Below are 26,670 nucleotides of genomic sequence, written 5' to 3' on the forward strand. Positions count from 1 at the left end.
TATCATATAAAAAAACGGGTTGGTTTCCAAGCCGAAAAAAACTTGCGAATTTACTCGGCAAGTTTTTTATTTTCCTGATAGTATTTTCTTAAAGCGTGTGTCTCAAGATCTGCCAACCGAACCGGGATCGGCAGTCTGCTTTCTTGATTGATCAAGTTCATCGCAATTTGATAGCTGCTTTCTAAATCAATGAAGTTTCCGCTTGATAAAAATACGGGTTTCACGCCCTGTCTCGTCCGTAATGCACGTCCGTAAACTTCACCGTCAATCACGATGTCTGTATAAGCGCCGACTTCATCGTCAGGCATCTCAAAGTCAGTTTGTTTGATTCTCAAGTAAGTCTTTGCAATACCGATTGTTGGTTTATTGAGAAAAAACGATGCGTGTGTCGCAACCCCCATATGGTGATAATGCAGATAACCGTTCCCGTCGAATAAAAAAACATCCGGGTCAACCGTTAATTTTTTTGCCGCTTCTATGATAAGAGGAAGCTCCCTGAACGCAAGAAACCCCGGTACATACGGCACATTGATTTTCCCCACGCTATGAACTTTTTCAATGATATTTTTGCTGTTTACATCAAGTACTACCATACTGCAGACGCCAACTGATTCGCCATCCTCCTCCCAATAGGCTAAATCGACCCCTGCGCAGTTCTGCAAAGAATTGTTACTAATCGTTTTTGTTAACTGGATTTGGCTTTTAAGCTCCATTTGCAAAGCTAAAAAAGCATCTTCATGATGCAAATTAAAATCGTGGATATGATTAATCTTCATTTTTTTAACCGAACTCCCTCACTCAATCCAATTTTCTGAAGCATCCCCCTATCATTAATGCCTTTTTCCCCTAAACCCTTTGTATCTGCTTTCAGACAAACCAGCTTAAAAATCCATTATTCTACATTTGAAGAGGTTTCGCGTATAGCTGTTTATTGTATGTATGTTTATGAAATACCTAATAATCCAGGTGAAACTTTTTCGATTCTGGCCCACTCAAAAATACATTCAATCTGCATGTGATTGTTGCATGTAATCTTTAATGATCCATCTTCCCCGACTTCATTTATTTCAAATTGATTGATTATATGATCCGTACCGAAATCTTTTATGCTTAAATTTCGCACACCTATAAAGGACATTTCTATATAAATGACATCCCACTTATCCCAACGCTCCGGTTTATTCTCAACAGACTCTTTTGTCATCAATCTAACAAATAAACAAGGACCTTCTCTCCTTAATTCCACATTCATTAATTCCGAATCGATAAATTCAGGCATACCGCCAAATATGTTGACAATAGCTTGAGGATTCATAAATTTTACTTGGCTGATCATATGTCTAAGCTCCTTACCTTACTTCTATACGATGTCAGTTTTCACGTCTGGCAGTGTAAGAAGGATTGTTCACTCAATATAACAAGACCGTGACGCCAAAACCCATTAATAAACCATTTTATTCTTGATTGATTCGGGTAGCGGCCCCCTGCATTTGATGAATCCAACTTTGCCGCATCTCTTGTTCAATCGGACCATGATTATTTTTCAAATAGCGCAACATAAAAAATCCGTCAGGCGCCAATATACTTAATACAAGCTCATGTTGCAAACGAGAATCTTCTAAAAATTTAGTTTCGATAATTGAATAATTCTCCTTTTTCTCTACTATCTCACCGAATTCCAAGTTATTTTGATGTAAATAGGTTTCTGTGTGTTCAGCAATCGAGGAAGCCGCCATTTCTTTAAAATAATCAATTGTAAATTTCTCGGTCGTCACATACAAAAATCGCTCTTTCTCAGGATAATAGCCAAGAAATTCACTGTCGCTGTATAAAAGATACGTCGCAGGTTGGAAACCATCCAGCTGAAACTGATGAATAAAACGTTTCATACGTTCAAAGAACTGTGCGCCGGCGGGTACGACCGCTTGCTCTTGCGGCAGGATCTCTCCTTCTGTATTTAAAAATAATTCACTGTACTTTGAATATCTTGTGATCCAAATAAAATTGCCGTCTGCTTCGATTTGGACGTAATAACTGGTGATATTATTTGGATTGTCGCCATTTTCATCGTTTTGGTTTAAACATGTATACAAATGTTTTCGTGTGTATGTAAACGTAGCATCTTTCTCAGATAAATGTAAAATATCTATATTCATGATGTCTGATTGGATATCGTAAATTTGAAAAGTCATCATGAGCCCAGCATGATTTAAAAACGATATATGCCGATTGTCCGGATGGAACATGCTGGTCAATTTCTCGATATCCTTGTTTATATATGCCTTTTCCAGCTGCTGAACAAGCTCTCGTACTTTTTGTTCTGTGACTCTTGCTTTCTTTTTGAAAAAAAACATTCCATCTCCACCTATAAAAATTTTTACGTGACACGTTTTGGTTCGCCTTTCCATCATCAGTTTGTCAGGCAAAGGACGATCTGTAAAGTCTTTTTGAATTGTTCTGCGCTCCGGCCGGCCTTTTTCTGTTTTTTCGCCTCAGTCGATAAACAGGAATCCGACCATTGCCTTCTTTGTTTTTATTCTGGAAACTTCAGCTCAGTTATTCAAAATGTTGTACAGCTGCTTTTTGAAGAATGGCTTCTATTTGTGACACTAACTCTTCGGGTCTTCTCATTTCTACATCTTCTAGCGGGTTTTCCCAGTCTTGATTTTTGATTAATAGGATATAAAAGGTTCCTGAGGGCTCGATATCTACATACCAGCCAACGTCTAAAAGCAATTGATTCTCTTTATGCTCTAACAGCAATAAAGACGATGTAAAGTGAAACCATTCATCACTGTCTTCCTCTAACTGATCAGGGTCTATATTGATTAACTTATTATAAGCGACTTTCCATCCTTCCGGAATTCTAAGACGCAAAAAGTCATGAGGACCTTCAAAGCTGTAAATTCTGCTGTCAAATGTTCCTATTTTCCAGACGATCCATTCCAATTCTTTTACCAGCTGATCCCGCTCTTTGACTTCGATCGTGTCGATCAGTTTTTGGGAGTCATGAATGTCGTAGACATGGATAAAATAATCATCATGCCCTTTCATAATTTCTACCGCAGAATGATGTCTTGCATTTATTAATTTTATTAATTGAGTATTTAGGGCGCTTTTTTCTCGCGAGGCTTCTGTTAAATTATTGTATTGAACGAACCAGCCGCTTGATAAATTCAAAGGCTCTAATAATGTAATGGAATCCGGCAAATTCTTCACTCCTGATTTTAAATATTCTTCTCCCGATATCATTTTATCAGATGATCTGCTCTCACCCAGGTTGTTTTGTCATCCCCTTTCAGATCAGCATAGCGAGGCATAGCCAAGACCCGGCATATCCAGTACTCGAACACAGCCGCCCGACGGCAGTTTCGCTAAACCCGTTTTTGCGGCGGTTTTCCGTCATTTCCAGGACGCCCAAGGACTTTTCCTTCAGTCGCTCGCTCTTTCATCATCATATTTGGTAAACATACCATGCTTGTCCATATCTCCTGAAGGTTTTTCGAAAAACTTTCAGGTGACATAAACCGGGGACGCGCTTTTCCCGGGCTGACTCCGCGAATAGTTCCCAAGAACCCCGCAAATCAAAAAGGATTCGCAAGAAAGCCGCAGACTTTCAATTTGCGAATCCTCTATATTTCCAAATCAAAAAATGATATCATTGGTCATCAAAAACCGACTTAAAACGGCTATTTCAGCTCGGAAACCCATTTCGCCATATCGTCAAGCTTTTCGGCTGGAACAAGCCCGGCGGGCATACCGTTTCCGCCTTTTTCAATTTTTTCTTTGATTTGTCCCTTGTCAAGGTGGTCGCCGACCCCTTTTAATTTCGGACCTGATACTCCTTCATAGTTTTCACCGTGGCAGGTCACGCAGTTCGCCTTGTAAATTTCTTCCGGCGATGCGTCCGCTTTGTTTTCTTGAGCGGTTTTATTCCCTTCTCCGGCAATTTCCTTTGCATCGTATAAACCCTTTATCGATAAAATAAAAACCAGACCTATACCCATAATAGCGATCAACAAAAATGGAATTAATGGATTGCGATTCATTTTACATCCCCCTTTTTCATTTACCCCAGCCCCTTATGTAAACAATTCTAATTCTACTTTAATTTTACAAAAAGTAAACCGGTTATGAAACAAAAGCTGATGAAGTTCACATTTTAGACAAATGATGGCTGGAAATGCCGATCATTCCGAGTGATTGATTCCAGGCAAACCAAATTTTGAATGCGGTTTCAACAACCATTATAAAGGGCTTTTCCCGTGATCTCAAGGTTATAATGTCTCAAAATCAACTTTTGCCTATTTGCAAAATCAAAAGAAATTAAGTAAAATATAATCGAGTTTACCAATAATAGCGCTTTCATAAACGGGTGAAAAAAGAACGGATCCCGCGGACCCGTTCACATTATTCGAGAAAATCTTTCAGACGTTTGCTTCTGCTTGGATGTCTCAATTTACGAAGTGCTTTAGCTTCTATTTGACGAATTCGTTCTCTTGTTACCCCAAACACCTTACCAACTTCTTCCAACGTTCTTGTCCGCCCGTCATCGAGGCCGAAACGAAGGCGCAATACATTTTCTTCGCGGTCTGTCAGTGTATCTAATACATCTTCAAGCTGTTCTTTCAGAAGTTCATATGCCGCGTGATCTGACGGAGAAGTCGCTTCCTGGTCTTCGATGAAATCTCCAAGATGTGAATCATCCTCTTCTCCTATCGGGGTTTCAAGTGAAACCGGTTCTTGGGCAATCTTTAGAATTTCACGGACTTTTTCCGGCGTCAAATCCATATCTTCTGCAATTTCTTCAGGAGTTGGCTCCCGGCCGAGATCCTGAAGGAGCTGTCTTTGGACGCGGATCAGCTTATTGATCGTTTCCACCATATGCACAGGAATCCGGATCGTTCTTGCCTGGTCGGCTATTGCTCTTGTAATCGCCTGTCTGATCCACCATGTTGCATACGTACTGAATTTGTATCCTTTACGGTAGTCAAACTTTTCAACCGCCTTCATCAGACCCATGTTTCCTTCCTGGATCAGGTCTAGGAAAAGCATGCCGCGGCCGACGTACCGCTTTGCGATGCTGACGACAAGACGCAAGTTTGCTTCAGCCAAGCGCCGCTTGGATTCTTCATCGCCTTCTTCGATCTTTTTGGCGTATTCAATTTCCTCTTTTGCAGACAGGAGATTCACCCGTCCGATCTCTTTCAAGTACATCCGGACAGGGTCGTTTATCTTAACGCCCGGGGGCACGCTTAAATCATTCAGGTCAAATTCTTCTTCAGCCTTAGCAAGCTGTTGAATATTAGGATCCTCATTTTCTTCGTTTTCACTAATTAATTCAACGCCCTGCTCTCCTAAAAATTCATAATACTCATCCATTTGGTCTGATTCGATATCGAAACTGGACATGCGCTCTGCGATTTCTTCATATGTGAGCACTCCACGTTTTTTTCCGGCCTCAGTTAATTGGTCCCTTACCTGTTCAAACGTGAATTCAGTTTCGGTCTCGTGTGCTTGTTTATCAGCCATTCATGGATCCCTCCTTCCAAAACTTACAGACGAATTCTAAAAGCGTCCCGCTTTATTTGTTCCTATTTCACGCTTTAAGCCTTATATCTATCTAGAGCTTAACGTAAAGCAAATCATAAATTGACAATATGTGATTAGGACAAGCATTTGCTCCTCCGTAAGGATTCATTGCCAAAAGCCCTTCCTATTATATAACGGTTTATTTTAGCGAACGGTTCAACTTAATAATTTCTTGAGCCAAAGTCGCCGCTTTAATAAAGTCCTTTTGTCTTTCGGCTTCCGCCCTTGCAGCCTCTTTTTCTTTTATCATTGACCAATTTCGATAATTCAACACTTTTTTTACATAATCAGATAATTCGGCTTCACTAAGCTCCTGATTGACTTGAAGCATCAAAATATCTGTGAGGAGCTGGCTCAGCTCCTGATCGTCAATTCGTTTAAAAAGCTGCTGGATGGAAATGTCGGCCCCTTCCTCGTACATGGCATATAGATATGCCGCGATCGCCCTGTGCTGATCAAGGTTAAATTCAAAGCCGACCCGATCCAAAACTTTTCGGATGACATCGCGGTCGTGAATCATGTGAGCGATCAGCATTCGTTCTGCGTTTTCATGAGCCGGGCGAAGCCCCGTTTTCTTCCGCGGAGGCCGCGAAATGGAAGCGCGCCTCTCTTTCGATTCCTGCCGTCCGCTTTCCCTTGTGCGGCTGGCAGCCTGTTTTTCAAAAACGGAAAGCTGTTCCTTCAGGGAATCGAGAGAGAGCGAAAATTCATTTGCCAGCTGTTTGATGTATATCTCCTGTTCGAGAGGCCCGCTGAGCAGGCTGACTTCTTTTAATACATCATTGATGTATGCTAAGCGGTCACCTTCATCAGACAGGTTTTTCCCCTTGCGGAAATATTGCATTTTAAATGTCATTAAGGTTACGCTGGACCCTATTACATCGTGTTTAAACTTTTCGCTGCCGAATGTTTTGATGTAGTCATCGGGATCCAGTCCGTCGGGGATCATTGCAACCTTCACATTGCAGCCCCTTTTCTGAAGCACGTCAGCCGCTTTCAGTGTCGCTTCGTACCCGGCTTGATCCGAATCATAGCAAAGGATGACTTCCCCGACATTGCGTCTGATGATTTTGGCATGCTCCTCGGTAAGGGCCGTTCCCATTGTCGCGATGGCCTCTTTCACCCCCGACCGGACGGCCGAAATGACGTCTGCGAAGCCTTCAAAGAGGACAGCCCTTTCTTCTTTTCGGATATGAAGCCGCGCCTGGTGAAAATGATAAAGCAGCTTGCTTTTCCGAAAAAGCGGGGTTTCAGGACTGTTCATATATTTCGGATGCTCGCCGGTAAACGTCCTTCCCGAAAAAGCGACCGTTGTTCCGTGATGATCATGAATCGGAAACATAATCCGGCTCCGAAAGCGGTCAAAATAGCCGCCTCCGTTTTCCCGCCTGATAATCAGTCCGGCTTTTTCCATCAAATCGAGGTCAAAGCCTCTGCGTTCCAAAAACTTTGTTATAAAATCCCATGAATCAAGAGCGCAGCCGATTTCAAACTGCTCGATTTCTTCCATCCTGAAGCCTCTCTCGAGCAAATAGTCGAGCGCTTCTTGGCCTTCCTTTGTATTGACCAGCAAATGATGGTAAAATTTCTTTAACAGCTCGTGAGCTTCCGCCATCTTCTGTTCATCTGAATTGCCCGCACTGTATGAAGAAACAGCTGTTACATGATCCGGCAGATCGATGTGATATTTATCCGCCAGATGAGAAACTGCTTCACTAAAAGAATAACCTTCCATTTGTCTTAAAAATGAAAAGACATTTCCTCCCGCTCCGCATCCAAAGCAGTGGAAAATCTGTTTTTCTCCAGAAACGGAAAAAGATGGTGTGTTCTCGCCGTGAAATGGACAGAGCCCAAAATAATTACGCCCCTGTTTTCTTAACTGGACGTACTCTCCAATCACTTCAACGATATCAGCTGAGTTTTGCACTTGTTCCACGATTTCATCTGGTATACGATTGCCCATGTTCCAACACTCCGTCGTACATAATTCGCTGCTTAGTACGTAAATCCTTCAATTTTCGACAAGATTTTTTGCAGCTCTTTGACAAATCGCTCCCTGTCTTCTTTGACAAGCTTTTTTGGGCCTTTTGTGTAGTGTCCGCTTCTTCTCAGTTTTTGAGAGATGTGACGGCGGCAAAGAGCGAGGTCGATGGACTTCTCTTCGAAAAGAAAACCTCTCTCCGACATCACAAAGACCTTTTTGCCAAGCAGCAGTGAAGCAAGCCCGATATCCTGCGTAATGACCAAATCACCGGCGCGGACATGATTGGCAATATACAGATCCGCAGCTTCTTTATGTGGATCAACATACGCCCAATTCTCTTCCGCTTTCCTTGTCACTTGATAATGCTCGAATGAAGCTACGAACACAACATTCACTTCGTATTCCGCGGCGACCTTCAGCACTTCGTCTTTTACTGGGCATGCGTCTGCATCGACAAAAATCGTCCTTTCTTTTTCAAGAAAACTAATTCTCCATCCCTCCATCAAACTCCTGCTATAAATACGGGCAAAATCACACAGGTTTCAAAATAATCGATTTATAAGAATTTGTCGAAAACTTTTTTCTTGAAATTCTTGACACGATACCCATAATAGTTTATTCGTTCTGTACTAAGCTTAAACCTAAAATTAATCATTTTATCACAATTTTTTATTATAATACAAATGAGTGAAAGATGCTATCTTTTTCACTTTTCCCAAAACCGTCAAAGCAAAAACCCAGGATGGGGTGTCCTGAGTTTTTTGTTAGACCCTTTTTGTCATCATGTTATGGATAATGTTGGCTGTTTCTTCTACCGCTTTATTGGATACATCGACGACATCGCAGCCGATTCGGTTCACTATTTTTTCAAAGTATTCCAGTTCTTCTTTGATGCGGTTGATATTGGCATAGATCGCTTTATCATTGAGGCCGAGGGATTTCAAGCGCTCTTTCCGGATATGGTTCAGCTTATCGGGACTGATTTTCAAACCGATGCATTTGGCCGGATCAACAGTAAAGAGCTCTTCCGGAGGGTCGACTTCCGGAACAATCGGCACGTTTGCCACTTTCAGACGCTTGTGAGCCAAATATTGTGATAAAGGGGTTTTAGACGTTCTGGACACGCCGATCAAGACGATATCCGCTTTTAAGATGCCCCGCGGATCCCTGCCATCGTCGTATTTTACGGCGAATTCAATCGCCTCGACTTTTTTGAAGTAATCTTCATCAAGCTGCCGGACCCGGCCCGGTTCATATTTGGCGCTGAACCCGTACACCGTCTCCATTTTCTCGATCAGCGGACCGATGATATCGTAGTATACCACGTTCGCTTTTTCAGCTTCTGCGATTAAAAATTCACGAATTTCCGGGACAACGAGCGTAAAACAGATGATGCCGCCATCGGCTTCCGCCAGTGAAATGACTTCTTTAATTGTTCCGCGGTCCTCCACATAAGGGATCCGCCTGATATTTGTATGCTCTGATGAGCCGTTGAATTGACTGACAGCCGCCTTGACAACCAGCTCAGCTGTCTCGCCGACAGAGTCGGATACAACATAAATCGTCCGATTATTCATGATATCCCCCCATTGTTTTCACTCTACATGATTTCATTTTCAGATAAGCCGACAAGGATTTTTGTCATGTTTGTCTTCGTGATTCTTCCCGCTACTTCAAAGCCCTTTTCTGTATCCTTTACAACGGGCAACGCGTCAATCTGTTTTTCGATGAGCGTTTTGGCAACGTCCAAAATGAAATCATCGCGCCTGCATATCGTAATGTTAGGCATTCTTGTCATAATGATATGGACGGGTATAGAAGGGAGCTCCTGTTTGCCGATGCTTGCTCTGAGCAAATCTTTCCGTGAAAGTACACCGACTAAGATGGCATTATCATCAACGACAAAAAGCGTTCCTACGTCCTCTAAGAACATCGTGCAGATCGCATCATAAACGGAAACGTTTTCGTGAATCACCACCGGAATCGACTGGAAGTCCTTCACCTGCAGCTTTTTCAGCTTGTCGGCCAAAAGCTGCGTTCCTGTCTTTCCTGTATAAAAATAACCGACTCTCGGCCTCGCTTCCAAAAAGCCCGACATCGTTAAAATGGCTAAGTCCGGCCGAAGCGTAGCCCTTGTTAAATTCAGTTTTTCGGCTATATGCTCTCCGGTTATCGGTCCGTTCTCTTTGACAATCTGCAAAATATGCTCCTGACGTTTATTTAGTTCGATCGTACTCACCACCTTTAAGCTGAAGCTCACGATTCGTTCAATATGTATAAAAAGTCGATAACATATTATAACGCAATTGAAGGCTAAAATAACAGCAATTACATTTGAATTCTATGAAAAGAACAAGCGCAATTTGTCAGAAATGTGAAGATGCGCTTTCTGTTTTTTGGCAAAAAGACGGCTGCCCAAATGGTTAGCAACCGTCATCTGCCTGTTTATTTTACAATGATGTCATCGATGTTTGCAAAAGTCCTGATTAGCTCCGCCAAACTTGCCATTTGCGCTAAACGATTTTCTTTTAATCTTTCATCCTCGGCGTGCACCATCGTATGGTCGAAATAAGCTGCGATCGGCGCTTTCAGTCTGCCAAGCTCACGGAAGGCTCCTTCATAATCCTTTGCTTCATAAAGCCCCGCGATCTGCCGTTTGCACTCTTCATACGCTTGATAGAGCTTCTCTTCTTGAGGGTTTTCAAACAGTGACGGGTCAATGGCCGTTGATTCGCTTTTTTTGCTGATCGAAATCACCCTTGACAGCGCCTCAGCCGTTTCTTTGAAATCCGGTTTGGCTGCCGCTTTCTCAAGTACGGCTGCTTTTTTGAGGGCCGAATACGGCTCCAGCTCTGTGCTTTCCAGTACGGCGTCCACCACGTCATAACGAATGTTTTCTGCTGTCAGTACATATTTGAGACGCTGTTTAAAGAAATCGAGCAGCTCGCTGTTTTCCTTTTGCTCTGTAAAAGAAATCAGCTTTTCAAACGAAATTCCCCAATTCCGGTCAATCAGGATTTGGACGATTCCGCTCGCCTGCCGTCTCAAGCCGTACGGGTCCTGGGAGCCTGTCGGAGTCACACCGATCTTGAAGAAGGAAGCGACCGTATCAAGCTTATCCGCTAATGCTACCACCGCACCGACAACAGATGAAGGCGTCTCACCGCCGGCCTGTCTCGGCATGTAATGCTCATTGACCGCACGGGCAACGCTTTCGTCTTCGCCGAGCATCCGGGCGTATTTTTCACCCATGATTCCTTGAAGTTCAGGGAATTCATAGACCATATGTGTGACCAAATCGAATTTGGATATGTTTGCGGCACGGTCAATCAGCTTAGCCGTTTCATCGTCTGCACCGATTTCCTGTGCGATCCGTCCAGCGATCGCCGCAGTTCGTTTCACCTTGTCGCCAAGTGAACCCAGCTCTTCATGGAAGACGATCTTTTCGAGCTTTTTCACATTTTCCTCGATATTTAATTTTTGATCTTCCTTGTAGAAGAAGGCTGCGTCTGAAAGGCGCGCTCTTAATACCTTTTCATTTCCTCTGGCGACGTTTTCAAGGGCGCGGCTGTTTCCGTTGCGCACCGTCACAAAGAAAGGAAGCAGACTGCCGCTTTCGCCTTTGACAGGAAAATAGCGCTGATGCTCTTTCATCGTGGTCACGAGGACCTCTTCAGGAATTGACAGAAATTCCTCTTCAAATGAGCCGAACAATACGGTTGGATATTCAACAAGATGGTTGACTTCATCCAGTAATTCTTCGTCTCTAGGAATGTTCCACGATTTTTCCGCTGCCAGCTTGTCTAGCTGCTCTGTAATGAGCCGCTTGCGTTTTGCCGGATCGGCTATGACAAATTGGCCCGCCAATTTGTCCTCGTATTCGGACGGGCTGCTTAATTCAACAGCTTTTCCGAGGAAGCGGTGTCCCTGCGTCATCCGGCCGCTTTCGACATGCGCGACAGAAAAAGGAACGACTTCGCTGCCGAATAAAGCGACGATCCATTTAATCGGACGGATATATTTAAGGTCTTCGCTGCCCCAGCGCATATTTTTCGGAAAGTGAAGGCTTGTTACCAAATCACCCAGTTCAGGCAGCAGCGAAATGGTTTCCTGGCCCTTTTGAAATTTTTGGACGAATGCATATTCCGTCCCTTTTATGTCTTTAAAATATAGATCTTCCGGGCTTGCCCCTTGCCCCCGCGAGAAGCCGATTGCCGCCTTCGTCCATTCGCCGTTTTCATCAAGGGCGATTTTTTTGGCCGGCCCTTTCGCTTCTTCCTTCACATCGTCCTGCTTTTCAGCGGTGTTTTCTACAAGGACCGCGAGCCTTCTTGGGGAATTGAACAGCCGGATATTGCCGTATGCAATATTTTTTTCTTTCAGCCAGCTTTCGATTTTTTCTCCCAACTGCGTCATGCTGTCGTGCATGAACCGCGCCGGCATTTCTTCTAATCCGATTTCTAACAGCAGATCTTGATTACTCATGGGATGCCTCTTCCTCCTTCAGCATTGGAAAGCCCAGCTTTTCGCGCTCATTATAATACGTTTTCGCCACTTTTCTGGCCAGGTTTCGGACCCTTGCGATATAACCGGTCCGTTCCGTAACGGAAATGGCTCCTTTTGCATCAAGCAAGTTAAAGGTGTGGGAGCATTTCAGGACATAGTCATATGCCGGATGGACAAGGCCCTGATCCATTTGGCGGTTGGCTTCTTTTTCGTACGTGGCGAACAAGTCAAACAGCATATCCACGTCAGACGTTTCAAACGTATAAACGGAATGCTCGTATTCGGCCATCATAAATAAATCTCTTATCGTGTAGCCCTTGGTCCATTCCAAATCAAACACATTCTCTTTGTCTTGAATATACGACGCCAGTCGTTCGATGCCATATGTGATTTCAACAGATACCGGCTTGCATTCTAGACCGCCGACCTGCTGAAAATAGGTGAATTGCGTGATTTCCATACCATCAAGCCATACTTCCCAGCCAAGGCCGGCACAGCCGAGCGACGGATTTTCCCAGTTGTCCTCGACAAACCGGATATCATGCTCCAAAGGATCGATTCCGAGCGCTTTTAATGAATCCAGATACAGCTCTTGAATGTTGTCCGGAGACGGCTTGATGATGACCTGGAACTGATGGTGCTGATAAAGCCTGTTTGGGTTTTCGCCATATCTTCCATCTGCAGGCCGTCTTGACGGTTCTACATACGCGACCTTCCACGGCTCAGGTCCGAGGCTCCGCAAAAATGTATAAGGGCTCATTGTCCCCGCGCCCTTTTCCACATCATACGACTGCAAAAGAACGCAGCCTTCATTAGACCAATGCTTTTGCAGCGTTAAAATCATTTCTTGAATATTCAAAATGAAGCACCTCCACAATACGTTTTCAGGTTATGCATAGGGGAAACTGGGCAGAAAAAACTCCCGTCCCTATGCTTGTTGTTCACAAACATAGGGACGAGAGTTCTCCCGCGGTTCCACCCTATTTGCTAAAGATCGCCTTTAGCCTCTTTTTTAAAAGCTGCTCAGGGAATGCCTTTCATTACGCTCTCATCTCCGGCTTCCACCGTCCCGGAGTCGCTTGTATGAGGCGGCGCAACTACTTCTTTCCGTCAACGCAGCATCATTATTGAATCTGACAGCGGACATACGGCCCGCACTCTATAGACATGATCTTATAAAAAGATGAAGAGGTTGTCAACTTTTGTTTTCATTGCCGAGCATTTTTTTCATATTGTCCATCTGTTCCATAAAGCGCCGCGATTTCAGAAAAATTCCCGAGTACTCGTCATAATAGAGCTGGATGACTCTTTTCAGCTCTTCCTTTGTTTCACGTTTTACCGATACATTCCCGAGCCTTGACAGGTCAAAATAAAAAAGCAGTCTCAAAAGCCTGGCTGAAGCGGGAGACATCGGCACCCGATAAGGGTCCTTCGCAAAGCAGCGATGGCATATAAAGCCGTTGTCGCGGATTGAAAAATGGAATGTTCCGTCTTTGCTCTTGCAATGGACGCATTCATTTAATTCCGGATAAAGCCCGATTACGCCGAGCATTTTGACTTCGATCAGGTTTGTAATGATGTCCGGATCAGTCCCGTCATTCAGCCTTCTCATCGATTGAAGAAGCAGTTCGAATAAAAACGGGTTCGGTTTCTTTTCATCCGTGCCTTTGTCAACCAATTCGGCGATATAAGCGGCATGCGCCGTTAAAAAAAGGTCCTCGCGAATATTCCGCATGCTTTCAAGCATTTCGCCCTGCTCAAGCGTACCGAGTCCGGACGATTTCCGAAATAAAAACGAAGCGTAGAGAAAGGGCTGGGAAATAGCCGACAAGCGGCTGTTCGGTTTTTTTGCGCCTCTTGCCAGTACACCGATTTTCCCATGCTCCCTTGTCAAAATTGTCAAAATTTTATTGGTTTCACCATAATCGTTCGTACGAAGGACGATACCTTCACATTTCGTCAGCATATGTTGCACCATCCAAAAATTGGAGGATTCAAGCAAGATCACAAAATTGGAAAGTCAATTTGCGCTAGCTCTTCTTCAAGTTCATCGGGTCTTTCCAGGTTCTCCTTTTCAAGTTCTTTAAAAAGGAGGTACGTATCAACGTTTCCTGTTTGTGAAAATACATTCCAAGTAAAATTCAGCATAAAAAGCCCCACCTTTCTGTTTATAACTAGCTTTTTAAACATCCAAATCTTAAGCTTATCTTGACCTTGTATCCTCCATTTCATGTTAAACAATTTTTTCTAGTATAACTTTGATTTCGAGAGATTTTGTAACGACTAATCCTCGGTCAAGCTCGGTTCGTTAATACTCGTCTTCCTTAAATCCAAAATCACGAAGCTGAGACATCTTATTGCGCCAATCCTTCTGCACTTTAACCCAAAGCTCCAAGTAAACCGATGAGCCGAGCAAAGCTTCAATATCGGCCCTTGCCCGTTTGCCTATTTCTTTCAGCAGACTGCCTCGTTTTCCGATGACAATGCCTTTTTGCGAATCGCGCTCAACGACAATCGTCGCGCTCACATAAACAGAACCGTTTTCCCTTTCTTTAATGGAATCGATGCTGACCGCAATGCTGTGAGGGATCTCTTCCCTTGTCAGATGCAGCACTTTTTCCCGAATCAGCTCAGAAATGATGAAGCGTTCTGGATGATCCGTCACCTGGTCACTCGGGTAAAACTGCGGACCTTCCGGCAAATAATGTTCAATTTGGTTTAAAAGAGTGTCAATATTATTTCCCTCAAGGGCAGAAATCGGAATGATTTCTTTAAACGGGTATCTGGCCCTGTATTCATCAATGAGCAGAAGCAGTTCATCCGGATGAATCTGATCGATTTTATTGACGATCAAAAACACCGGGGTCGTTAAACCCTTTAAGCGTTCGATGATAAATTCATCGCCTTTGCCGTATCCTTCCGCAGCATTAATCATGAACAATATAATGTCGACCTCTTTCAGGGTATTCTGGGCAACCTTCATCATGAAGTCGCCCAGCTTGTGCTTCGGCTTATGGATGCCCGGCGTATCGATAAAGATGGTTTGAGACGTGTCAGTCGTTAATACGCCCTGCACTTTGTTTCTCGTTGTCTGCGGCTTATCGCTCATGATCGCAATTTTTTGGCCGATCACGCGATTCAAAAAAGTAGATTTTCCCACGTTGGGACGTCCGATAATGGACACGAATCCTGATTTAAAGCTTTCCTTTGTCATGTAAATCCTCCGATGAAAATGCTCCTGGCAGTAATTCTTGAACAGTTGTTTCTTCAATTTGGCCTTTTAGATTGGTCAAAATAACAGGCATGTTTTTTGAACAGAGTTCGGCTATCACCTGTCTGCACGCTCCGCATGGTGATACAGGGCGGGGCGTATCTGCGGCAACGGCAAGCATTTTAAAGGCTTTGTCCCCTTCAGAGTAAGCCTTGAACAGCGCCGTCCGCTCGGCACAGTTGCACAGGCTGTATGCAGCATTTTCAATGTTGCAGCCTTTATACACCTTGCCGTCCTCTGTCAGGAGGGCAGCGCCGACTTTGAACTTTGAATACGGAACATATGCAAGTTCCCTTGCTTTTAATGCTTCTGCAATCAGCTCTTGTTTCGTCAATGTGTTAATTCCTTCCTGTAACGGTTTTGATACCGCTAACACTTTTATTTTACATAAAAATGGCTGTTTTTTCACGCCCAAATCGAAAATGTAAAATTTTTGTAAGAATCTTTCGTCAGGCGGAAAACGAACACAATGGTTACAACAATTTTGACAAAAAGATGAGTAATCCAATGATACACGAAACAGCGGCAAAGACGCAAACCGCCCCTGCCGCTGCATCTTTGGCGGCTTTCGCCAGCGGATGGCTCTCTTTCGTGATTAAATCGACTGTGTGCTCAACGGCGGTGTTCATAAGCTCCAAAGCAAGCATTCCGCCAATGAGGATGAAGATGACGGCCCATTCCAAAACGGACAGCCTGAAAACGAAGCCGCAAACAATCACAATGATTGCGGCTCCGGTGTGTATTTTAAAATTGCGCTCGGAAATGAACGTCTTGAAAATTCCTGTGAAGGCGTGCGAAAAACTTTTTTTCAGCCGGCGCCATTCATTCGGTTTATGAGGATCTTGAGAGCCCATATTTGTTCAAAAGATCCTTCTGTTTAGTAAACATTTCTTTTTCTTCTTCCTCTGTCATGTGGTCATATCCGAGCAAATGCAGGAACCCGTGAACGCTTAGAAAACCGAGCTCTCTCATCAAAGAGTGGCCGTATTCCTCCGCCTGTTCCTTCGCCTTATCGGCACTGATGATAATATCGCCGAGTACGGGCGGCATATCGGCTCCGATGATCTCGACTTCTCCTTCTCCGTCTTCTTCAAGAGCAAACGAGATGACGTCGGTCGGGTAGTCTTTCCCCCGGTATTCCTTATTGATTTGTTGTATTTCTTCATTTGTCACGACCGTAACGGATACTTCCGCCTGATCGGCGACGTTTTCTTCTTTCGCCGCAAATTGAAGAAGCTTTTCAATTTCCTCAAGCTGCCCCTCTGAGAGGCGGCCTGTTTCATCTGAGATATCGAGAATTAAACTCATGAGTGTTTCACCTTCTGTTTTGGATTAGCGTCCGGATATTCGATCCGGGAATGGAAAATGCCTTTTAGCGTTTCACACAGCGTCTTGGCTATTATATTGAGTTCTTTAAGGGTCAGATCACATTCATCGAACTGCCCGTCCTGAAGCTTGTCGGAAATAATGCCTCGCACAAGCTTTTCAATCCTTTCCGGGTTCGGGTTGTGCATCGACCGCACGGCCGCTTCCACGCTGTCCGCCACCGAAATGATCGCCGCTTCCTTCGATTGCGGTTTTGGCCCGGGATAGCGGAATTCTTCTTCAGTCGTCTGGTCTCCTTTTTCTTTCGCCTTATAATAGAAAAACTTCAGCAATGACGTCCCGTGGTGCTGTTCGGCGATATCGACCAATTCTTTCGGCATTTTATGTTCCTTCAGCATTTCCGCTCCGTCTGTCGCGTGCGAGATGATAATGTTTTTGCTCAGCTGCGGAGAAAGCTTGTCATGCGGATTATCAATGTTCATCTGGTTTTCGATAAAATACTGCGGCCGCTTCGTCTTTCCGATATCGTGATAATAAGCGCCGACCCTCGCCAGCAGTCCGTTGGCCCCTACCGCTTCACAGGCCGCCTCGGATAAATTGGCGACCATGACGCTGTGGTGGTACGTGCCTGGCGTCTCCGTCAGAATTTTGCGGAGCAGCGGGTGGTTCGGATTGGAAAGCTCGATCAGCTTCATTGTCGACAATATGCCAAATCCGCTTTCGAAAAACGGCATTAAGCCCAGCACAAGAACGGAAGATCCGATGCCCGACACCGCTCCCATGATAAGATAAGTGCCCATTTCCAAACCCGACTGCGCCGTATTTTGAATCAGCTGCAGGGTAAACATGACGACAATGTTGACAAATGAGACAAACAGCCCCGCCTGAAGGATCTTTGATCTTCTATTATACTTTCCTAAAAACAGTATACCTGCGATCGAACTAATCAAAAAGTAGGTTGCAATTTCGTAATTGAACGTCCCTGTGACACCTTGGTTGAACATCATGCTTCCGCAAATGGAAAGAATCATGCTTGCCAGGATCGCCAGCCGTTCGTTGATTAACAGTTTAATCAGCATGACGCCCATGGCGATTGGAACCAGATAGCCGATATGGCTGATTTCAAGCTCCTGAAACAGGCTGATGACTTCCATCACGATCAAAACGATCGCCGTAATCAATGAAAACAGCATCAGCGATTTGTTCTTCGGCAGCCTGCTTTTATGCTGCTTTTCAAAAAAGTATACAAGAGCGGCGATAAAAAGCCCGATTAAAAGCAGCAGTCCGCCGACCGGTTTATAAATGTTGGCTCCGCTTAACAATCCGGTCAATTCAAGCTTTCGGTACACTTCTCTGTCGATCAGCTGATTCTCCTCAACGAGGATCTGCCCCTGTTTAATCTGCACCTGCTGAACGCTGTCCGCCGCTTCCTGGCGCTTTTGCTCAGTTTTGTCAGGGTCATAGACATAATTGGGAATAATCGCAAACCGGACGATTTCATTGGCGGCATTCTTTAATTTTGAAGGGACTGAGTTGCCCTTCAGCTCTTTTGCGGCTTTTTCCTTTGCTTCCTCAAGTTTTCCGGCGGGAATTTCTTCACTCATCACATCATTAACTGCGGTGATGACAGAATCCTGAGTCATGGAAAGCTCGCCGTCGCTCGCCTTCAATAGGCTTTTGACAGACTCATGCGAAAGAAAATCCGTGACATCTGAAGTCAGCTTTTCTTCCGCGGATTTGATTTGTTCTTTTTCCCCTTTATCCTTTTCGGCGCTTTCCTTCTTGACCTCCTTGATGATGTCAAATATTGATGCGACAAGGTCCACCCTGTTGTCGGAATATTCCTTTTTAAGGGTGTATTGATCGGGAACTTCCTCCCGCGCTTCTTGCTTTTTAGCAGCCGTTGCTTTTTGGTCTTCAACCGTAGCCGGAGCATAAATGGTATTTTCGCTGATCGAAAACAAATCCAGGTCTAGAGACTGTGGTCTGACATGCAAAAAAAGCAGGACCAGCATAAGCGCGGAAATTGCCGTATAAAGCATGACAGGAAGAATTTTTCCATTTTTCATACGGATGAGCCGGTTCTTTCCGTTTCTTTTTGTCTTCTTCAAAAAAAGCACCTCTTTTCCGGCAAGGAACTAAAAAATGACCCGATAGCGGGCGATCGGGTCATTTTAGTTATTTCGTCTTTTCGTATGCTTCAATAATTCGGGCGACAAGCGGATGTCTGACCACATCTGTCTGATCCAATTCAACGAATGAAATTCCGTCGATATCATAAAGCATGTTTTTCGCGACGGCAAGACCCGATGTGACTCCCTTCGGCAAGTCGATTTGCGTGATGTCGCCTGTAATCACCATTTTAGAACCAAAACCCAATCTCGTCAAAAACATTTTCATTTGTGCGGGTGTCGTATTTTGCGCCTCGTCCAAAATAACAAACGCGTCATCAAGCGTCCTTCCCCTCATATAGGCAAGCGGCGCAATTTCAATGGTCCCTCTTTCAAGCAGCCTTGCCGTATGATCTGAACCGAGCACATCGTGAAGGGCGTCATATAAAGGTCTTAAATAAGGATCGACCTTTTCTTTCAGATCACCCGGCAAAAAGCCGAGGCTCTCTCCTGCTTCAACAGCCGGTCTTGTCAGAATGATTTTTTTGATGTGTCCGTTTTTCAGCTCATGGACGGCTTTTACGACAGCCAAATAGGTTTTCCCCGTACCGGCAGGCCCGATGCCAAAGATTAAATCGTGCCGTTTCATGGCGGCGATATATTCTCTTTGGCCGATCGTTTTCACCCGTATCGGCTTCCCTTTGGCATTTTTCGTAATTTCCTCTTCATACATGCTTTCAAAAAACTCAAGCTTATGCTTTTTGGCCATCTTGATCGCATACAGGACGTCGCGTTCAGATATTTCAATCCCTTTGCGGATCAGATTCAAGAGGGAAGCGAGCAGACTGTCCACGATTTGAAAGGTTTCCTCGTCGCCTGCGACATATACCGTTTCACCCCGTGTCACAATCGAAACATTCAGTTCTTCCTCCATCATCTTCAGATGCGAATCCTGATTTCCAAACAGCGCCTGAGCTTCATTCGGACTTTCCAGTTGCTGATGAATCGCAAGTAAGTGTTCTGTCATTCTTTAGTCTCCTGAACAATTGGTGTTGTTTGAACAATGTCTTCAATAACTTGGTAAAGGATGATCAATTTAACTTTACCATTCTCACTCGTTTCGTGCAAAACTTTTTCACCGATAATATCTCCATCTTCACCGATTTTTTTCTGGACATCTTCTTTGCCCATTTTGATCCCTTCCCGGACCGCTTCTTTTTTAGTATATACTCTTTTGACTTGTTCGCTTTCCCTCGTCAGCTCCTTTTCATAAGCCACGGGAAGCGTAACATTCATGAAATGAAGCGAATGCGTTTCAACCTCTGTTTTCGGACGAGAGAGCTCTTCTTCTTTAAGAGACACCCCCCAAAAAGGAATCGACAGAGAGCCGATGGAAAGCTTGTGCCTTGTCCTTACTTTACCCGTAAAAACATCAAATGATGTCTCAAGGGGAACCGTTACTGTTGACCTATACCAGGTTTCGCCGTATATTTTCCCTTTTGCCCCGACTTCTTGCTTTTCATCCTCGCTTCCGATCAGACCCGAAACAAGCATCTGCCCCTTGTCGACATGCTCATTGACTGTGACGAGAGGTTCGCCTTTTTCTACGAACATCTTGGAGATGGTCGCTCTTTTCTTGGCGATGATATGCCGCGGGCCGATATATTTTTCCTTGTCCGGCTCGTTTTTTTCAACCACTTTCATATGGAGGGCTGTCCCGTTCAACTCGATACCGACCCATGTGATGTTGTCAATGCTCTTTGTGAGCGACTGCTGAATTTTCTCCGGCGTCACCATCAGAAATTGCAAACGTCCTTTTTTCACCCCGATTTGATCAAGCTGCTGCCTGATTTGATGTTCGGTTTCCGGCTGGGCGCCGGAAATGTCAATCTTCCACAGCATATTGGAAAGGATGAACATCAGAACGAAAAAAGCGGCAATGCCCAGTGTAAATCCGCTATTCCGCTTTGATTTCTGAAGCATAAAGGGAAAGCCCTTCCGCTTTGTGAAGCGGCATTTGCAGTCAAAATGCCTGATGACCCTCCGAAAGGCATGTACATCAGAAAGCAGAATATAAAGAAAGACAGAGTCTTTCCTTTTTTTCACATCGAACAGCGGGATGCCGCGCCTTGTGCATTCATTTAATAAACGTTCGATTCCCATTCCCGTGACTTCAAGCTGTATCTTCCCTGAAAAAAAAGAAAGCCATTTATTCTTCACGCCTCTTCCCCCTGACTTATGAATCAATATAGCGAACAAGCTCGATCGTGCCTTCAAGCAAAATCTCCTCAGGCAAAATCGTTTTTATGACGAAATCTTTGCCTTGAATGATGCACTGCCCCTGCTTGAGCATCAGCCGTACTTCCCGGTCGCTGAAAAGCAGGAGTCCTCTGTGGTTCTCGATATATATGTGAAGTCTTCCGATCATTGTAATCCGCGGAAGATCCATCATGACGTCGGGGGGGATTTCCAATGTTCTTGTCAGCCACGCTTTGATGCGGTTTTTTCTTTGCGCCATAAAAAAAGAACCCCCTTTCATCTCATATGTATGAGTGAGAAAGAGGTTCTAACACTTTTAATTTTATGGGCGGCGCCTCATGGTGGAATGGGGCTTCCGTGAACGGGGAGGACCCATTACCTCGCTGAGGACGATTCCTTGAAGAACGGTGTTTTGATTCAGCTCGATCATGTCTTGCGAAGGCTTCGGCGAATGGCCGATTTGTCTTTTTATCGACCGTTCAATGGCAGGCATTGACCGTTCAACGCTCGTTTTGACTCTCTCAAGCTCTTTGATCATGTCAGTGCCCTTTTGCGCCGCTGCCTGCACCTCGGCTTTACCGGATGATTCCAATGGTTTTGCCTGCTTCTTTGGCGCTTCTGCTTTCGGCCGCTGAGGTTTCTTCTTGTGTTTTGCCTCATCGCTTTCATCATTCTTACCTAGACGGTTGAAGATGACGGAAATGATTCCGAGGATGACGGCCATGATGATCGGATTGTCAAAAAGTATGTCAAGCAAGGCGCTCCCTCCTTTTTATCAGGGGCTTTGTTTATTTATGATCCTCTTCAGACTGGCCTTTCGTCATCTTTCCGAAAGAATCGCGCATATCTGTGTCTGCATCAATGTTTTTCATATTGAGATAATCCATGACGCCGATCTTTCCGCCGCGGAGGGCTTCAGACATGGCAAGCGGCACTTCGGCTTCCGCTTCGACCACTTTGGCGCGCATTTCTTCGACGCGGGCGCGCATTTCCTGTTCTTGGGCGACGGCCATTGCGCGGCGCTCTTCCGCTTTTGCCTGGGCGATGTTTTTATCCGCTTCAGCCTGATCGGTTTGGAGAATGGCTCCAATGTTTTTGCCGATGTCCACGTCGGCGATATCAATCGAAAGGATTTCAAACGCCGTACCTGAATCCAAGCCTTTGCTCAAGACCGTCTGTGAAATCATATCCGGATTTTCCAGCACCTTTTTATGGTTATCAGACGAACCGATTGTCGAAACGATCCCTTCACCTACACGGGCGATGATCGTTTCCTCGCCGGCTCCCCCGACAAGGCGGTCGATGTTTGCCCGCACCGTAATTCTCGCTTTCGCTTTTACCTCGATTCCGTCCATCGCAACACCTGCGATAAACGGGGTTTCGATTACTTTTGGGTTGACGCTCATTTGAACAGCTTCAAGAACGTCGCGGCCCGCCAGATCGATTGCTGCACATCTGGCAAATGTCAGTTCGATGTTTGCGCGGTGGGCGGCGATAAGCGCGTTGACGACCCTGTCAACGTTTCCCCCTGCAAGATAGTGGCTTTCAAGCTGATTATTGGAGACATCCAGTCCTGCTTTGTGCGCCTTGATCAGCGGGTTGACAACACGGCTCGGAATGACGCGGCGAAGCCTCATCCCGATCAGCGTGAATATGCTGATTTTTACTCCCGCGGCTAAAGCCGAGATCCACAGCATGACAGGGACAAATGTAAAAAAGATGGCCAATAAAATAATCCCTGCTGCAATTAATGCTAAAAGTAATAAAGTTGACGGATCCATAATGTTCCTCCTTAAATATCGTTTTATATTTCTCTCACGACAATCCGTGAGCCTTCCACTTTAACCACTTTGACTTTCTTGTCTTTTTCGGTAAACGTGCCTTCTGACACGACATCAAGCCGTTCGTCGTCGATAATGACCGTTCCGGATGGCCTGAGCGGTGTATGCGTGACCCCGATCTTTCCGACTAAATCGTGGCGGCTTACGTTTGAGACATATCCGCTTTCCGTATTTGTTGAATCGGTTAATATGAATTTCTTGAAAAACTTCATACGCTTCCCCAACACCCTTGTCAATAGAATGGATGCCGCTATCGAAACAGCAGTTGCAATCAAAATGGAGAGGGCCATTACCTTAATGCTTCCAGAAGCTAAAAAGAGGCTCGCAACAACGGCGATCAATCCGATAATTCCTGCTATTCCGCCCGGCAGAAAAAGTTCCAATATGATCAAAACAATTCCGGCGATAAAAAGAAGGAGTGTTTCCATTCCGGCAAGCCCTGCCACAAGATGGCCGTAGAAAAAGAGCATCAGCGCCGAAAGCCCCATAAAACCCGGTATTCCAAAGCCGGGTGAATAAAGTTCGACAACCAGTCCAAGGCTCCCGATCGAAAGCAGAATCGGAATGACAATCGGATGGGTGAGGAACCGAGCCACCTTTTCGGCAAAACTGACTTCAGCATGTTCAACCTTGGCATCTTCCAGGTGCAGCTTTTTCAAAAGGTCTTCAAGGCTTTCAGCGGTGCCTTCCGAGTACCCGACATCAAGCGCCTTCTCAGGACTCAATGTCAAGAGCTTTCCCTTTGGCGCTCCCGCTTCTTTGGCATCGACGCCGGCATCGGCCATCGCAAGCGCGTATTTCGGATCACGCCCGTTCTTTTTGGCCGCATCCTCCATTTCCGCCAGCCACAAAGATTCGGATTTTTTATCCGCGGCGTTTCCCTTTGAATCGATGATAGCGGCAGCTCCCATTTTTCCTCCGGGCGCCATGTAGATATCGTCCGCATTTAATGCGAGGTACGCGCCCGCCGAAAGAGCCCGCCTGTTGACATAAGCGGTCACCGGAATATCGGAGTTATGTATCGTATCAGCCATTTCAAGGGCTGCATCAACCGCTCCGCCCGGCGTATTGATATCAAGGATAATATGTTTGGCATTCATATCTTGGGCTTCCCGAAACGACCGCTCAAGAAATTTAGAAAGTCCCTTTTCTACCGTTTCTTCGACAGGGATGACATAGACCGTATCACCATCCGCTTTCACGGTCAAATGAACCCCTACAAATAAGGATAAAATAAAACCGCATATAAGGGCAACTAAAATTCGGGATTTTTTCAATAACAAGGGCTTTGCTTCCTCCTTCCTTCTTATCATCAGCTTTACATACGTTACAAATGTATCAAAGGTTTCAAAATTTGATTACTTTTCTATTTTATGACCGCACAGCAAAAAAGACACCTTTCAGATGATGAAAGGTGCCTCTTTCTTTAAGACAGTTGTTTGCTGACAAGCTTGTTGACGAGGCCCCCGTCTGCCTTTCCTTTAACCTTGGGCATGACGGCGCTCATGACTTTGCCCATGTCCGCTTTTGAAGAAGCGCCGACCTCGTCGATCGTCGCATTGACGATGTCAAGCAGCTCTTCTTCCGTCAGCTGTTCGGGCATATAAGCTTCCAAAATGTCTAACTCTTTTTGAACTTTATCTACTAAATCTGAACGATTAGCGTTTGAAAATTCATGGAGGGAGTCTTTACGCTGTTTTAATTCACGAGAAAGAACAGTCAGTTCTTCATCTTCGGTCAGCCTGTCTTTCTTAAGCTTGATTGCTTCGTTTTGAAGCGAAGCCTTCACCATGCGAATGACGGTCAGTTTGTCTTTCTCACGGTTTTTCATACTGAGCTTCATATCTTGATTCAGACGCTCAAGAAGACTCATAAATCCACCCTCTTTTAATATTTGCGCTTTCTGGCAGCTTCAGACTTTTTCTTGCGTCTTACGCTAGGTTTTTCATAAAATTCACGCTTTCTTGCTTCTTGCAAAGTACCTGTCTTTGATACACTGCGTTTGAAGCGACGAAGAGCATCTTCAAGCGATTCGTTTTTTCTAACGACCGTTTTTGACATTCTCTTTCCCTCCCTCCGAATACACCAATCGACTGCTTTAAAAAAGACATACATTGAAACATGTACTTTGACATTATAATATAAGCCTTCGGTAAGGTCAACCAAACGAATTGTTTTATTGTTTAGTCATCATTTCGGCGGCTTGTCTGTATACATATACAAAGGAGGCTCATTTCGAAAATCTGATGATTATGTTTATCTTATTCGTGTTTTTAATCGTCCTTTTTCTGGCAGGCATGAACATGCTGAGAAAAGGCCTGATTTCGCTGACATTTGAAAAAATTGAAAAACGGCTGCTTTTATTCACGGATCATCCGCTAAAAGCTTTTCTCGTCAGCATTGTTTTCACAGGAATTTTGCAAAGCAGCTCCGCGTTTATGGTGATTGTCATCGGGTTTGTCAGCGTGGGCGCTCTTTCGTTTAAACGTTCGATCCCGCTCATTTTGGGGACGAACATCGGTTCCACGTTTACAACGGAATTTTTAGCTGTCAAGCTGGAGTTATTGATTGTCGTCCTTGCGGCAGGAGGAGCGCTTCTGTTGATTACAAGAAAATCTCCTTTTCGGCATGTAGGTCTGAGCATGATCGGTTTGGGCGTGATCTTTTTCTGCATCAACGGATTCAGCCGCCTTGCCGTACCGTTGTCACGGCTCGAATCAGGAGCATATATCGTGAACCTTGTCGAACATTCATCATTTTATGCTTTGATCATTGGAACGGTTCTGACCGCCATCATCCATTCGAGTTCGGCCTGTGTCGGCATCCTGATGAGCTTCATGGATCAGGGGGTTGTCGGACTGACCGAGGCGATGAGCGTTGTTCTCGGCTCAAACATCGGGACATGCATCACGGCCGTGATGGCTTCTGTTAAAGGAGGCGCCGCCGCCAGACAAACGGCGTATGCCCATGTTGTGTTTAATTTGATCGGCGCTGCTGCCGTCTATCCTGCTCTATCATCCATCACTGGACTGGTTGCCGGCCTTTCCGCCAGCCCGGCTCAGCAGATCGCCCATTTCAGCCTGTTATTTAACGTTGTCACTGCCGTTCTTTTTTTGCCCCTGACCAATGTTTTTCATTCATTTATTATGTTTCTTGTTCCAAACCGAAACCGCTAATGATGGTATAATTTGGTGAAAAGGTGGTGAAAAAAATGTCCAACAGGGATGTGAAAATCCGAAAAGCTGTTTTAGCAGACGCAAAAGGAATCGCCCGGGTGCATGTCGACAGTTGGAAAACGACATATGCCAATATCGTTCCAGACGATTACTTGCAAGGTTTAACATATGAAAAACGGGAACAGATATGGATAAAAAACATCCCTCTCGGCGGCGTATACGCAGCAGAAAACAACGAAGGGGAAATCGTCGGCTTTTCCTCCGGCGGTGCCGAAAGAAGCGGCAAATACAGCGGATTTGACGGGGAATTATATGCCATATATATTTTAAAGGAGTATCAAGGACATGGTATTGGAAAAGCACTTTTTAAACAAATTATTGATGAAATAAAAGGAATGGGCTTACGCTCTATGATTGTTCTTGTCTTGAAAGAAAATGTATCCCGTCTATTTTATGAAGCGCTCGGGGGTCAAAAAATAGATGCTATTGAAGTCGAGATTGGGGGAAGAAAACTTTCTGAACTTGTGTATGGCTGGGAAGATGTTCGAACACTCTAGCTTTACGCCGCCAAAAAGTTCCCATGTATAAAAAAACCGGTGCACCT

General features: G+C 44.8%; 29 protein-coding genes. 2 read left to right on the top strand and 27 right to left on the bottom strand.

The window, feature by feature from the left end:
• Positions 1-50: 50 nt before the first annotated feature.
• The 27 genes from BTR1S_RS09090 to rpsU all read right to left on the bottom strand — a co-directional run bounded on the left by BTR1S_RS09090 (position 51) and on the right by rpsU (position 24,951).
• Positions 51-776 carry an endonuclease V gene (locus tag BTR1S_RS09090; protein ID WP_006637587.1) on the bottom strand — a complete coding sequence of 242 codons (726 nt, stop codon included), beginning with the start codon at positions 774-776 and terminating at the stop codon, positions 51-53.
• Between the two features lie 167 nt (positions 777-943).
• Positions 944-1,336, bottom strand: a complete 393-nt coding sequence (locus BTR1S_RS09095) for an immunity 50 family protein (protein ID WP_006637588.1) — start codon at positions 1,334-1,336, stop codon at positions 944-946.
• A gap of 118 nt (positions 1,337-1,454) precedes the next feature.
• Complete coding sequence (locus tag BTR1S_RS09100; RefSeq protein WP_029419363.1) at positions 1,455-2,354, bottom strand: hypothetical protein; 900 nt, start codon at positions 2,352-2,354, stop codon at positions 1,455-1,457.
• Positions 2,355-2,556: 202 nt separating this feature from the next.
• Positions 2,557-3,219 (bottom strand): hypothetical protein, encoded by a 663-nt coding sequence (locus BTR1S_RS09105; protein ID WP_236835534.1) that lies wholly within the window; start codon positions 3,217-3,219, stop codon positions 2,557-2,559.
• Between the two features lie 470 nt (positions 3,220-3,689).
• A complete protein-coding gene (gene cccA / locus BTR1S_RS09110) occupies positions 3,690-4,049 on the bottom strand; it encodes a cytochrome c550 (protein ID WP_006637591.1) in 360 nt (119 codons plus the stop codon).
• Between the two features lie 361 nt (positions 4,050-4,410).
• A complete protein-coding gene (gene rpoD, locus BTR1S_RS09115) occupies positions 4,411-5,532 on the bottom strand; it encodes an RNA polymerase sigma factor RpoD (protein ID WP_006637592.1) in 1,122 nt (373 codons plus the stop codon).
• Positions 5,533-5,731: 199 nt separating this feature from the next.
• Positions 5,732-7,555 carry a DNA primase gene (dnaG, locus tag BTR1S_RS09120; RefSeq protein ID WP_006637593.1) on the bottom strand — a complete coding sequence of 608 codons (1,824 nt, stop codon included), beginning with the start codon at positions 7,553-7,555 and terminating at the stop codon, positions 5,732-5,734.
• 32 nt (positions 7,556-7,587) lie between these two features.
• On the bottom strand, positions 7,588-8,079 hold the full coding sequence (locus BTR1S_RS09125) for a YaiI/YqxD family protein (protein ID WP_006637594.1): 492 nt from the start codon (positions 8,077-8,079) through the stop codon (positions 7,588-7,590).
• A 261-nt stretch (positions 8,080-8,340) separates the two neighbouring features.
• Complete coding sequence (locus BTR1S_RS09130; RefSeq protein ID WP_006637595.1) at positions 8,341-9,153, bottom strand: pyruvate, water dikinase regulatory protein; 813 nt, start codon at positions 9,151-9,153, stop codon at positions 8,341-8,343.
• A 23-nt stretch (positions 9,154-9,176) separates the two neighbouring features.
• Positions 9,177-9,815, bottom strand: a complete 639-nt coding sequence (gene ccpN / locus BTR1S_RS09135; RefSeq protein ID WP_006637596.1) for a transcriptional regulator CcpN — start codon at positions 9,813-9,815, stop codon at positions 9,177-9,179.
• Positions 9,816-10,021: 206 nt separating this feature from the next.
• Positions 10,022-12,061 carry a glycine--tRNA ligase subunit beta gene (gene glyS, locus BTR1S_RS09140; protein WP_006637597.1) on the bottom strand — a complete coding sequence of 680 codons (2,040 nt, stop codon included), beginning with the start codon at positions 12,059-12,061 and terminating at the stop codon, positions 10,022-10,024.
• Entirely contained in the window at positions 12,054-12,941 is an 888-nt protein-coding gene (glyQ, locus tag BTR1S_RS09145; protein WP_006637598.1) for a glycine--tRNA ligase subunit alpha, read from the bottom strand. Before glyQ ends, glyS begins: the two co-directional genes overlap by 8 nt.
• 336 nt (positions 12,942-13,277) lie before the next feature.
• Positions 13,278-14,048 carry a DNA repair protein RecO gene (gene recO / locus BTR1S_RS09150; protein WP_006637599.1) on the bottom strand — a complete coding sequence of 257 codons (771 nt, stop codon included), beginning with the start codon at positions 14,046-14,048 and terminating at the stop codon, positions 13,278-13,280.
• Positions 14,049-14,086: 38 nt separating this feature from the next.
• Positions 14,087-14,230, bottom strand: a complete 144-nt coding sequence (locus BTR1S_RS21820; protein ID WP_006637600.1) for a YqzL family protein — start codon at positions 14,228-14,230, stop codon at positions 14,087-14,089.
• 160 nt (positions 14,231-14,390) lie between these two features.
• Positions 14,391-15,296 (bottom strand): GTPase Era, encoded by a 906-nt coding sequence (gene era / locus BTR1S_RS09155; RefSeq protein ID WP_006637601.1) that lies wholly within the window; start codon positions 15,294-15,296, stop codon positions 14,391-14,393.
• A complete protein-coding gene (locus BTR1S_RS09160; RefSeq protein WP_255130748.1) occupies positions 15,277-15,909 on the bottom strand; it encodes a cytidine deaminase in 633 nt (210 codons plus the stop codon). Before BTR1S_RS09160 ends, era begins: the two co-directional genes overlap by 20 nt.
• Positions 15,827-16,207: a diacylglycerol kinase family protein gene (locus BTR1S_RS09165; RefSeq protein WP_006637603.1), complete on the bottom strand. Its 381-nt coding sequence runs from the start codon at positions 16,205-16,207 to the stop codon at positions 15,827-15,829. Before BTR1S_RS09165 ends, BTR1S_RS09160 begins: the two co-directional genes overlap by 83 nt.
• Entirely contained in the window at positions 16,185-16,661 is a 477-nt protein-coding gene (gene ybeY, locus BTR1S_RS09170; RefSeq protein WP_006637604.1) for an rRNA maturation RNase YbeY, read from the bottom strand. Before ybeY ends, BTR1S_RS09165 begins: the two co-directional genes overlap by 23 nt.
• Positions 16,658-18,748 (bottom strand): HD family phosphohydrolase, encoded by a 2,091-nt coding sequence (locus BTR1S_RS09175; RefSeq protein ID WP_051056678.1) that lies wholly within the window; start codon positions 18,746-18,748, stop codon positions 16,658-16,660. Before BTR1S_RS09175 ends, ybeY begins: the two co-directional genes overlap by 4 nt.
• A 109-nt stretch (positions 18,749-18,857) precedes the next feature.
• Positions 18,858-19,817: a PhoH family protein gene (locus BTR1S_RS09180; RefSeq protein WP_006637606.1), complete on the bottom strand. Its 960-nt coding sequence runs from the start codon at positions 19,815-19,817 to the stop codon at positions 18,858-18,860.
• Positions 19,814-21,010 carry a sporulation protein YqfD gene (gene yqfD, locus BTR1S_RS09185; RefSeq protein ID WP_029419361.1) on the bottom strand — a complete coding sequence of 399 codons (1,197 nt, stop codon included), beginning with the start codon at positions 21,008-21,010 and terminating at the stop codon, positions 19,814-19,816. The genes BTR1S_RS09180 and yqfD overlap by 4 nt, the downstream gene beginning before the upstream one ends.
• A 16-nt stretch (positions 21,011-21,026) precedes the next feature.
• Positions 21,027-21,308, bottom strand: a complete 282-nt coding sequence (gene yqfC, locus BTR1S_RS09190) for a sporulation protein YqfC (protein WP_006637608.1) — start codon at positions 21,306-21,308, stop codon at positions 21,027-21,029.
• Positions 21,309-21,371: 63 nt separating this feature from the next.
• On the bottom strand, positions 21,372-21,806 hold the full coding sequence (locus BTR1S_RS09195) for a YqfB family membrane protein (protein WP_029419360.1): 435 nt from the start codon (positions 21,804-21,806) through the stop codon (positions 21,372-21,374).
• Between the two features lie 31 nt (positions 21,807-21,837).
• Positions 21,838-22,830 (bottom strand): flotillin-like protein FloA, encoded by a 993-nt coding sequence (floA, locus tag BTR1S_RS09200; protein WP_006637610.1) that lies wholly within the window; start codon positions 22,828-22,830, stop codon positions 21,838-21,840.
• A gap of 23 nt (positions 22,831-22,853) precedes the next feature.
• A complete protein-coding gene (locus BTR1S_RS09205; RefSeq protein ID WP_006637611.1) occupies positions 22,854-24,173 on the bottom strand; it encodes an NfeD family protein in 1,320 nt (439 codons plus the stop codon).
• Between the two features lie 143 nt (positions 24,174-24,316).
• A complete protein-coding gene (locus tag BTR1S_RS09210; RefSeq protein WP_006637612.1) occupies positions 24,317-24,763 on the bottom strand; it encodes a GatB/YqeY domain-containing protein in 447 nt (148 codons plus the stop codon).
• 14 nt (positions 24,764-24,777) lie between these two features.
• Complete coding sequence (gene rpsU, locus BTR1S_RS09215; RefSeq protein WP_003183654.1) at positions 24,778-24,951, bottom strand: 30S ribosomal protein S21; 174 nt, start codon at positions 24,949-24,951, stop codon at positions 24,778-24,780.
• A gap of 185 nt (positions 24,952-25,136) precedes the next feature.
• Here rpsU and BTR1S_RS09220 point away from each other — a divergent pair, with 185 nt between their 5' ends.
• Positions 25,137-26,066 (top strand): Na/Pi symporter, encoded by a 930-nt coding sequence (locus BTR1S_RS09220; RefSeq protein WP_006637613.1) that lies wholly within the window; start codon positions 25,137-25,139, stop codon positions 26,064-26,066.
• Positions 26,067-26,101: 35 nt separating this feature from the next.
• Positions 26,102-26,623, top strand: coding sequence for a GNAT family N-acetyltransferase (locus BTR1S_RS09225; RefSeq protein ID WP_034326441.1), 522 nt, complete (start codon positions 26,102-26,104; stop codon positions 26,621-26,623).
• Positions 26,624-26,670: the final 47 nt, after the last annotated feature.

This window comes from Bacillus sonorensis NBRC 101234 = KCTC 13918 (genome assembly GCF_001592005.1).
Lineage (GTDB): Bacteria > Bacillota > Bacilli > Bacillales > Bacillaceae > Bacillus > Bacillus sonorensis.

Excerpts from the sequence above, each read along its gene's own strand:
- BTR1S_RS09090 (WP_006637587.1), bottom strand. The coding sequence starts at position 776 with ATGAAGATTAATCATATCCACGATTTTAATTTGCATCATGAAGATGCT.
- BTR1S_RS09095 (WP_006637588.1), bottom strand. The coding sequence starts at position 1,336 with ATGATCAGCCAAGTAAAATTTATGAATCCTCAAGCTATTGTCAACATA.
- BTR1S_RS09100 (WP_029419363.1), bottom strand. The coding sequence starts at position 2,354 with ATGTTTTTTTTCAAAAAGAAAGCAAGAGTCACAGAACAAAAAGTACGA.
- cccA (WP_006637591.1), bottom strand. The coding sequence starts at position 4,049 with ATGAATCGCAATCCATTAATTCCATTTTTGTTGATCGCTATTATGGGT.
- rpoD (WP_006637592.1), bottom strand. The coding sequence starts at position 5,532 with ATGGCTGATAAACAAGCACACGAGACCGAAACTGAATTCACGTTTGAA.
- dnaG (WP_006637593.1), bottom strand. The coding sequence starts at position 7,555 with ATGGGCAATCGTATACCAGATGAAATCGTGGAACAAGTGCAAAACTCA.
- BTR1S_RS09125 (WP_006637594.1), bottom strand. The coding sequence starts at position 8,079 with ATGGAGGGATGGAGAATTAGTTTTCTTGAAAAAGAAAGGACGATTTTT.
- BTR1S_RS09130 (WP_006637595.1), bottom strand. The coding sequence starts at position 9,153 with ATGAATAATCGGACGATTTATGTTGTATCCGACTCTGTCGGCGAGACA.
- glyS (WP_006637597.1), bottom strand. The coding sequence starts at position 12,061 with ATGAGTAATCAAGATCTGCTGTTAGAAATCGGATTAGAAGAAATGCCG.
- recO (WP_006637599.1), bottom strand. The coding sequence starts at position 14,048 with ATGCTGACGAAATGTGAAGGTATCGTCCTTCGTACGAACGATTATGGT.
- BTR1S_RS21820 (WP_006637600.1), bottom strand. The coding sequence starts at position 14,230 with ATGCTGAATTTTACTTGGAATGTATTTTCACAAACAGGAAACGTTGAT.
- era (WP_006637601.1), bottom strand. The coding sequence starts at position 15,296 with ATGACAAAGGAAAGCTTTAAATCAGGATTCGTGTCCATTATCGGACGT.
- BTR1S_RS09160 (WP_255130748.1), bottom strand. The coding sequence starts at position 15,909 with ATGCAGCGGCAGGGGCGGTTTGCGTCTTTGCCGCTGTTTCGTGTATCA.
- BTR1S_RS09165 (WP_006637603.1), bottom strand. The coding sequence starts at position 16,207 with ATGGGCTCTCAAGATCCTCATAAACCGAATGAATGGCGCCGGCTGAAA.
- ybeY (WP_006637604.1), bottom strand. The coding sequence starts at position 16,661 with ATGAGTTTAATTCTCGATATCTCAGATGAAACAGGCCGCCTCTCAGAG.
- BTR1S_RS09175 (WP_051056678.1), bottom strand. The coding sequence starts at position 18,748 with ATGAAAAATGGAAAAATTCTTCCTGTCATGCTTTATACGGCAATTTCC.
- BTR1S_RS09180 (WP_006637606.1), bottom strand. The coding sequence starts at position 19,817 with ATGACAGAACACTTACTTGCGATTCATCAGCAACTGGAAAGTCCGAAT.
- yqfC (WP_006637608.1), bottom strand. The coding sequence starts at position 21,308 with ATGGCGCAAAGAAAAAACCGCATCAAAGCGTGGCTGACAAGAACATTG.
- floA (WP_006637610.1), bottom strand. The coding sequence starts at position 22,830 with ATGGATCCGTCAACTTTATTACTTTTAGCATTAATTGCAGCAGGGATT.
- BTR1S_RS09210 (WP_006637612.1), bottom strand. The coding sequence starts at position 24,763 with ATGAGTCTTCTTGAGCGTCTGAATCAAGATATGAAGCTCAGTATGAAA.
- rpsU (WP_003183654.1), bottom strand. The coding sequence starts at position 24,951 with ATGTCAAAAACGGTCGTTAGAAAAAACGAATCGCTTGAAGATGCTCTT.
- BTR1S_RS09220 (WP_006637613.1), top strand. The coding sequence starts at position 25,137 with ATGATTATGTTTATCTTATTCGTGTTTTTAATCGTCCTTTTTCTGGCA.
- BTR1S_RS09225 (WP_034326441.1), top strand. The coding sequence starts at position 26,102 with ATGTCCAACAGGGATGTGAAAATCCGAAAAGCTGTTTTAGCAGACGCA.